Source organism: Paenarthrobacter sp. PPS72, assembly GCF_048537125.1.
Lineage (GTDB): Bacteria > Actinomycetota > Actinomycetes > Actinomycetales > Micrococcaceae > Arthrobacter > Arthrobacter nitroguajacolicus_E.
The window spans coordinates 21767-29721 of sequence record NZ_JBLYIE010000070.1 but is presented as its reverse complement, the minus strand read 5'-3'; the positions used below and the strand labels follow the sequence as shown (position 1 = coordinate 29721).

Annotated in this window: 6 protein-coding genes; 3 read left to right on the top strand and 3 right to left on the bottom strand. The window is 62.5% G+C overall.

Features of this window, described 5'->3' with window-relative positions; genetic code table 11:
• Positions 1–745 precede the first annotated feature (745 nt).
• Genes ACLRGI_RS22440 through ACLRGI_RS22430 form a run of 3 tightly spaced genes read left to right on the top strand, consistent with a single transcriptional unit; the run spans position 746 to position 3761 of the window.
• On the top strand, positions 746–1840 hold the full coding sequence (locus ACLRGI_RS22440) for an efflux RND transporter periplasmic adaptor subunit (RefSeq protein WP_419203660.1): 1095 nt from the start codon (positions 746–748) through the stop codon (positions 1838–1840).
• 14 nt (positions 1841–1854) lie between these two features.
• Positions 1855–2583 (top strand): ABC transporter ATP-binding protein, encoded by a 729-nt coding sequence (locus tag ACLRGI_RS22435; protein WP_419203659.1) that lies wholly within the window; start codon positions 1855–1857, stop codon positions 2581–2583.
• A complete protein-coding gene (locus ACLRGI_RS22430) occupies positions 2580–3761 on the top strand; it encodes an ABC transporter permease (RefSeq protein WP_419203658.1) in 1182 nt (393 codons plus the stop codon). The genes ACLRGI_RS22435 and ACLRGI_RS22430 overlap by 4 nt, the downstream gene beginning before the upstream one ends.
• 128 nt (positions 3762–3889) lie before the next feature.
• Here the strand turns inward: ACLRGI_RS22430 and ACLRGI_RS22425 are convergent, their stop codons facing one another.
• From ACLRGI_RS22425 to mmsA, 3 genes are read right to left on the bottom strand one after another with little or no spacing between them, the layout of a single operon-like run.
• Entirely contained in the window at positions 3890–4987 is a 1098-nt protein-coding gene (locus ACLRGI_RS22425) for a substrate-binding domain-containing protein (protein ID WP_419203657.1), read from the bottom strand.
• A 52-nt stretch (positions 4988–5039) separates the two neighbouring features.
• A complete protein-coding gene (mmsB, locus tag ACLRGI_RS22420; protein ID WP_419203656.1) occupies positions 5040–6308 on the bottom strand; it encodes a multiple monosaccharide ABC transporter permease in 1269 nt (422 codons plus the stop codon).
• Positions 6309–6352: 44 nt separating this feature from the next.
• On the bottom strand, positions 6353–7909 hold the full coding sequence (gene mmsA, locus ACLRGI_RS22415; protein ID WP_419203655.1) for a multiple monosaccharide ABC transporter ATP-binding protein: 1557 nt from the start codon (positions 7907–7909) through the stop codon (positions 6353–6355).
• Positions 7910–7955 lie beyond the last annotated feature (46 nt).

The following is a 7955-nucleotide window of genomic DNA, read 5'->3' as shown; positions in this document are numbered from 1 at the left end:
GGTGCGCCGGGCGGGAAGGGGTGCGGAGCAGGGAACATGGGGTGCGCCGGGCGGGAAGGGGTGCGGAGCAGGGAACGTAGGGTGCGCCCGGCGGGAAGGGGTGCGCTCGCAGTGAACGTTGGGTGCGCCCGGCGGGAAGGGGTGCGCCGAGCGGGAGTCCTTGCGGAACCGGTCCGGACAAGTGCGAGGGCTTGCGTGGGCAGGGGTCGCACCCTTTTACGCCGCGCGCTCCCGTAACCTCGGGTGCGCCGGGCGGGAAGGGGTGCGGAAGCAGGGCACGTTGGGTGCGCCGGGCGGGAAGGGGTGCGCCCGCAGGGAACGTTGGGTGCCCACGGCGGGAACGGGCGCGCCGAGCGGGAGTCCATGTGGAACCGGTCCGGACAAGTGCGAGGGCTTGCGTGGGCATGGGTCGCACCCTTTTACGCCGCGCGCTCCCGTAACCTCGGGTGCGCCGGGCGGGAAGGGGTGCGGAAGCAGGGCACCTTGGGTGCGCCGGGCGGGAAGGGGGTGCGCCCGCCGGGAACGTTGGGTGCGCCGGGCGGGAAGGGGGGGTGCGCCCGCAGGGAACGTTGGGTGCGCCCGCAGGGAACGTTGGGTGCGCCCGCCGGGAACGGGTGCGGATATCCCGACACGGTAAGGCTTCTGTCAAGTCATAGGAATGCCCGGAACGCAGAAATTCCTCGCTTAGGCTTAGGCAATCATCCCTCGCAGAGGTTCTGTGGGGAGTTACCGAAATGGAGCAGGGATGGGTACTTTTCGGCGCGTCATTTTGCCGGTTGCCTGGTTGTTGGTTTTCGCAATTATTGCGGTGGCCTTAGTCAAAATCGCTTTTGTGGATGGACTGGAATCGGCCGCTGCCGAGCCCGCACCATTGGCGCAGGTGGATATTCCGGTAGTCCCGGCCACGCGAGCTACCGTTACCAACACCGTGGAAATCAAGGGCACCGTACAGAGCGACGCCGCCGAGACCGTCCGCAGTACCTCAGCCGGAAAAGTAGTCCAGGTCTTCGTGGAGCAAGGCGCAACAGTGAGCAAGGGCGAGGTCCTTTTCCAGGTCAAGGCTGAGCGCCCGGTCGCTCCCACGCAGACTTCACAGGACGGGCCGCAAACTGCTCCCAAGCCTGTGTACGACTACTTCGATATCCTCGCTCCACGCGCTGGAACCCTGCAGCAGCTCACAACCCTCATTGACCAGCAGGTCACCGTGGGCGAGTCCGTGGGCAAGATCGATCCCGGAACTTACACCGTGGCCGGGTCAGTCACTGCCGCGCAGCAGTATCGCTTGCTGGGCAAACCCGGTCCTGCCGAAATTGCCTTAGTGGGTGGACCGGCGCCGTTCCAGTGCGCCGATGTGACGCTCAAGAACAACACGTCCGACGACGGCGGTGCCGGCTCGGGCGGGCTGGCCGCCACGGGTGGAGGTGCCGGAATGGGCGTCGGAGCAGCGGTTGCCGGCCCCGGCGGAGGCGGTCAGCCGGAAGAGGGCGGCACTCCCACGGGAACGCTGAGCTGCGCGATTCCTTCGGGCCAGCAGGTGTTCGCGGGACTGGGTGCCACCATGACAGTCAGTGCAGGCGTTGCACTGGACGTTGTGACTGTCCCGCTGACCTCCGTGAAGGGCAGCGTGAAGGACGGGATCGTGTGGATCGCCGGGCCCGGAGGGACAGGTACGGCTCCTGAGCAGCGGACGGTCCAGTTGGGGCTCAATGACGGCTCGGTGGTGGAAGTGACCTCCGGCCTCAGCGAAGGCGAACAGGTCCTGGAATTTGTTCCCGGGGCACCGGCCGTTGAAGGTCCCATGATGGGTCCCGGCCAGGCCGTCTACGGCCCGATGGGCTAAGGGCAGCCAACGGTATGGAGGACACAACCAAAGAAACCCTCGTCAGTTTGCGATCCGTTACGAGGTCCGTCAGGCTGCCCGATGATCAGCAGCTGAATATCCTCCGGGGCATCGACCTCGAGGTCCGCAGCGGTGACCACACCGCAATCGTGGGCCGCTCCGGTTGCGGCAAATCAACGCTGCTCAACCTTCTTGGCCTCTTGGATGTCCCGACGTCGGGGGAGTTGGAGTTCCTGGGCCAGCCCGCCGATCGGTTGGGCAACAACGCCCGAGCCAGATTGAGGGGTTCTACCGTGGGCTTCGTGTTCCAGCAGTTCAACCTGTTGCCCGGTCGCAGTGCGCTGGACAACGTCATCACGCCGCTGTTCTACGCCAAAGGCAATGAGTTTTGGCGTCGGCGCGAGATTGCCATGGACATGCTGGACCGTGTTGGCCTCGCCTCCCGCGCCAAGACCATGCCCAATATGCTCTCCGGCGGCGAGCAGCAGCGCGTGGCCATCGCCCGTGCCCTGGTCCGCAGGCCAAGGCTCATCCTGGCCGATGAACCAACCGGTGCACTCGATGTGGAAACCGGGCAATCCGTGATGGCCCTGCTGGATACCGTGGCCACGGAAACGGCAGCGGCCCTGGTGACCATCACTCACGACACCAACGTCGCAGCCCTGGCCCGCGCCTGCTACCGACTGGACTCAGGGGTACTCAGCCCGCTGCCACTGACGGCACCTGCAGGAGTGGGCGCATGACCGGCTTCATTTCCACGCTGGTTGAAGCGTGGCAGGAACTCCGCATCAACAAGGTGCGCATTCTCCTGGCACTCCTGGGCGTGGCGCTGTCCGTTGCTGCGTTGACCTCCGTGGTGGGCGTAGGCAGTCTGGCGCGCGAGGGCATGAAGGTGCAGTCCGAACGAAACGGCGGCCGGGTTGCCACCCTGTCCTTGAACGTCCAAGGACAAACGATGCCGGACCCCGTGAAACTTGAGAAGGCCTATCAAGGTATTCAGCAGCGCTACGGCATCACCACCTCCACGCACGTGGGCATGACGCAGGCAGGATTCCAGTTTCCCCGTGGTGTCACCACCGTGAACGTGACCATTGTGGATGTCGGCTATGGCGTCATTCACCGCGTCCCACTGCAGCAAGGTAGCTGGTTCGCCGACGACGACGGCAAAAGGCTCGCGCCCGCCGTCGTCGTCTCTGAGTCCTTTTATAACCAAGCGGGCAGGCCCAACCTCTTCACCCATCCCACGGTGAGCATCCCCGGTGACCAGCCGGCGACGGCGGTGATGATCGGCGTCGTGCCTGATTCCTACCCGGACTCCCCACCTTCCGCGTTCATTCTTGCCGAGGGTGCGGCCATGACGGGGATCAAGCCGCAGATGTCCGAGTTCAAAATGTGGGTTGGAGAGGCACAGGCCGGAGCCCTTACAGCAGCAATTACCGCCGATCTTCAAGGCCAATTCCCCGGCTACTTCGCCCAAGCCAATCGCATGGACTATGCAGCATGGGGAGATCCCTTGGCCCCCGTCCAGATGGTGGTGGGCGGCGTGGCAGGGCTGGTCCTCCTCCTCGGAGCCGTGGGGATGCTCAACATTTCGATGGTCACAGTGCGTTACCGGGTCCGCGAAATCGGCATCCGGCGCAGCTTCGGGGCGACGTCCGGGCGGATCTTCGTGGGCGTCATGATGGAATCCGTAGTGGCCACTGCGGTGGCCGGCCTGGCCGGAGTCATGCTGGCAGTCGCAGTGGTGAAGCATCCGTGGATCGAAGCAAAGGTGGCGCCGGGACTTACGGAGTACCCGGCCTTCCCCATCGACGCCGCGCTGATGGGCTTCGGCGCAGCAGTCCTTGTGGGAGCAGTGGCGGGAGCCATCCCGGCTCTGGTGGCGGTCCGCGTCAAGGTCATCGACGCGATCCGGTTCTGACCTCCCCGGCGATCCTGCCCTGCTCAAGACGGAAGCACCGGGGATCCAACACATGGGCAAGAGAAAGCCCCGGCCCGCCGAGTTGGCGGACCGAGGCTTTCTTACAAACGGTGCTGCTTGGTGATCAGTTACTTGGTGATCGGGCCGAGTACCGGATCGTCAACGTAAGCCGTCTTGACGTTCTCTGCCGTAACGATCTGCGGCGGGAGGAGGTAAGCCGGGACGGTCTTGACGCCGTTGTTGTAGGAGTCCTTGTCGTTGATTTCCAGTTCCTTGCCGGCCTGGAGGTCCTTCACCATGGTGATGGCGTGCTCAACGAGCTTGCGGGTGTCCTTGTTGATGGTGGAGTACTGCTCGCCGGCGATGATCGACTTGACGGACTCAACCTCGGAGTCCTGGCCGGTCACGACGGGCAGCGGCTTTCCGGCGGCCTTGACGGACGTCAGCACTGCACGGGCCAGGGTGTCGTTCGGGGAGAGAACGCCGTCCAGGGATGCGGTGCCATAGCTGCCGGTGAGCAGCGTATCAGCGCGACGCTGGGCGTTTTCAGCCTTCCAGCCCTGGGTAACAGCCTGCTCGAACGAGGTCTGGCCGGAGACAACCTTGAGGGTGCCGTCGTCGATCTTCGGCTTCAGGACGCTCATGGCACCGTCGAAGAAGACCTTCGCGTTGGCATCATCCGGGGAGCCGGCAAAGAGCTCCACGTTGTACGGGCCGGAAGGCTTCTTGGCCTTCATGCCGTCCAAGAGGGCCTGACCCTGCAGCTCGCCCACCTTGAAGTTGTCGTAGGCCACGTAGTAGTCCACGTTCTCGGTGTTGAGGAGCAGACGGTCATAGGCGATGACCGTGGCGCCGGAGTCCTTGGCCTGCTTGAGCTGCGTACCCAGCTGGGCGCCGTCGATGGCTCCCACGATGATGACCTTGGCACCCTTGGTGACCATGGCACTGATCTGGTTCTGCTGCTCGGAAACGCCGCCGTTGGCGAACTGGACGTCGGGCTTGAACCCGGCGCTGGTGAGGCCGTCATTGAACAGCTTCTCCGCGAGGACCCAGTTCTCACTGGTCTTCTGCGGAAGTGCGACGCCGATCAGCGAGTCTTTGGGGAACGCTTCCCCGCCTGCTGTGCTGCTGCTTGAGCCGCTGTCTGTGCGGCCGCAGGCTGTCAGCGCCAGTGCCGCGATGGCAGCGACTGCTGCTGCCTTTCCTGCTTTACCAAACATTCGCATATCTAGGTTCACTTTCTGTGTGGGTGGGGTGGAGCGAGTCTTGGGAAACCGGTCAGGCTTCCTTGGAGATGACCTCTTTGGTGGAGGTGGTTTCATCGGGCTTGATGTCGTTGTTGCGCTGGAAGTTCTTCATCAACAGGCCCGTGATGGAGCGCTTGCCCTGCGACTTGTTGTAGACATCGAAGGCCACAGCGGCGAGCAGCACCAGGCCCTTGATGATCTGGGTAAGGTCGGCACCAACGCCCAGGAGCTGGAGGCCGTTGTTCAGGACGGCCATCACCAGGCCACCCACGATCGAACCGATCACGGTACCGACGCCGCCGGTAACGGCTGCACCACCAATGAAGACGGCGGCGATGGCGTCAAGTTCCCAACCGACACCGTCAAACGGTCCGGAAGCTGTGGAACGGCCAACGAAGATCATGCCGGCCAGGCCCGCCAGCACGGACATGTTCATCATGACCAGGAAGTTGACCTTCTTGGACTGCACGCCGGACAGCTCAGCTGCGTGGCGGTTGCCACCCACGGCGTAAACGTGGCGGCCAAGCACGGTCTTGTCTGCGATGAAACCGTAGATGAGGACGAGCACGGCCAGGATCAAACCGGGGATGGGGAAGGAGGTGCCGGGGCGGCCGGTAGCGAACAGGTACGTTGCGTAGAGGATGGCACCGCAGATGAGGACCAGCTTGGTCACCTCAACCCAGAGCTCGGGGACTTCAGCACCCAGTGCCTTGCTGGTGGCGCGTGCACGGAGCGACATGATCACCACAAAAGCGGCCGCTACGATGCCCAGCAGCAGGGTGAGGTTGTTGAAGCCGGTGTTCGGCCCGATTTCGGGGAGGTAGCCCGAACCCAGGAACTGGAAGTCTTCAGGAACGGGGATGGTGTTGGACTTTCCAACGAACTGGTTGAAGCCACGGAAGAGGAGCATGCCGGCCAGCGTCACGATGAAGGCAGGTATGCCCACATACGCCACCCAGAATCCTTGCCAGGCTCCGATCACTGCTCCGAGGAGCAAACCGAAGAGCACGCCTGCCCACCAGGGGAGGCCCCAGTCGCGCATGGCCAGGGCGACGAAGACGCCCACGAAGGCAGCTACGGAGCCCACGGAGAGGTCGATGTGGCCGGCAATGATGACCAGGACCATGCCGATGGCCAGGATCAAAATGTAGGAGTTGCCGTTGAACAGGTTGATCACGTTACCGGGGGTGAGCGTACGGCCCTCGGTGAAGATCTGGAAGAAGACGATGAGTGCCACCAGGGCGAAGATCATGCCGAACTGGCGGGTATTGCCACCAAATAGCTTCTTGAGCGCGTTCATTGTTTTGGTCCTTGGGTCAGGAAGGGGCGGGTCTGGGCCAACGGTCAGGCGGTCTTGCGTGCGGACGTCATGAGCTTCATCAGGCTTTCCTGGCTTGCTTCGTTCTTGTCCAGGACGCCGGTAATGGCACCTTCGAAAATGGTGTAGATGCGGTCGGACAGGCCCAGGAGTTCCGGAAGCTCCGAGGAAATGACAATCACTCCCTTGCCTTGGTTCGCCAACCTCTGGATGATGCCGTAGATCTCAAACTTGGCACCCACATCGATTCCGCGGGTGGGTTCGTCCAAAATCAGGAGGTCGGGATCAGTGAACATCCACTTGGCCAGCACTACTTTTTGCTGGTTGCCGCCGGAGAGCTTGGCCACGCCTTCCTCCACCGATGGGGTCTTGGTCCGCAGCGATTTCCGGTATTCCTCGGCTACTGAGAATTCCTTGCGGGTATCCACCACGGAGTAGTTGCTGATCTTGTCCAAGGCAGCAGCCACAGTGGTGGTCTTGATGTCATCCAACAGGTTCAGGCCCAGGGACTTGCGGTCTTCAGTGACGTACCCAAGTCCTGCGTCAATCGCGGCACGAACACTGCGGAGGTTCACTGGCTTGCCGTCCTTGTAGACCTGGCCCTTGATGAACCGGCCGTAGGAATGGCCGAACAGTGAACGCGCAAGCTCCGTGCGTCCAGCGCCCATGAGTCCGGCGAAACCAACGATTTCGCCGCGGCGTACGTAGAAGTTGGAACCTTTGCAGATCAGGCGGTCCTGGATCTGGGGGTGCCCAACGGTCCAGTCCTTGACCTCGAAGAAAACCTCACCGATCTTTGGCTCGTGGTCCGGGAAGCGCGATTCAAGCGTCCGGCCAACCATGCCCTTGATGATGCGGTCCTCGTCCACGCCGTCGCGCTTGACGTTCAGCGTCTCGATCGACTTGCCGTCACGGATGATGGTGATCTCGTCCGCGATCTGTTCGATCTCGTTGAGCTTGTGGGAAATGATGATCGAGGTGATGCCCTTGCCCTTGAGGCCCAGGATCAGGTCCAGCAGGTGCTGCGAGTCGGACTCGTTCAGCGCGGCGGTGGGCTCATCCAGGATCAGCAGGCGAACGGACTTGTTCAGTGCCTTGGCGATTTCAACCAATTGCTGCTTGCCCACGCCGATTTCCTTGATGGGGGTATCGGGATCTTCCCTCAGGCCAACGCGGGCCAGGAGCTCGAGCGAGCGCTTTCGGGCTTCGGCCCAGTCAATCACTCCCCACTTGGTGGGTTCGTTGCCCAGGAAGATGTTTTCCATGATGGACAATTCGGGAATCAGTGCCAGTTCCTGGTGGATGATCACGATGCCGGCTGCTTCGCTTGCGCGGATGTCCTTGAACTGCTGCGTCTGGGACATGTACACGATGTCGCCCGTGTAGCTGCCGTAGGGGTAAACGCCGGACAGAACCTTCATCAGCGTGGATTTGCCGGCGCCGTTTTCACCACAGATAGCGTGGATTTCTCCTGCCATCACCCGCAGGCTCACATTCGACAAGGCCTTCACTCCAGGGAATTCCTTGGTGATGGAACGCATCTCCAAAAGGATGGGTTCACCTTGCGTGTCGAGGGTTGTCATCAGCCCTTACGCCTCCAATGCATGACTTCGTTGTCGGCTCCGCAAA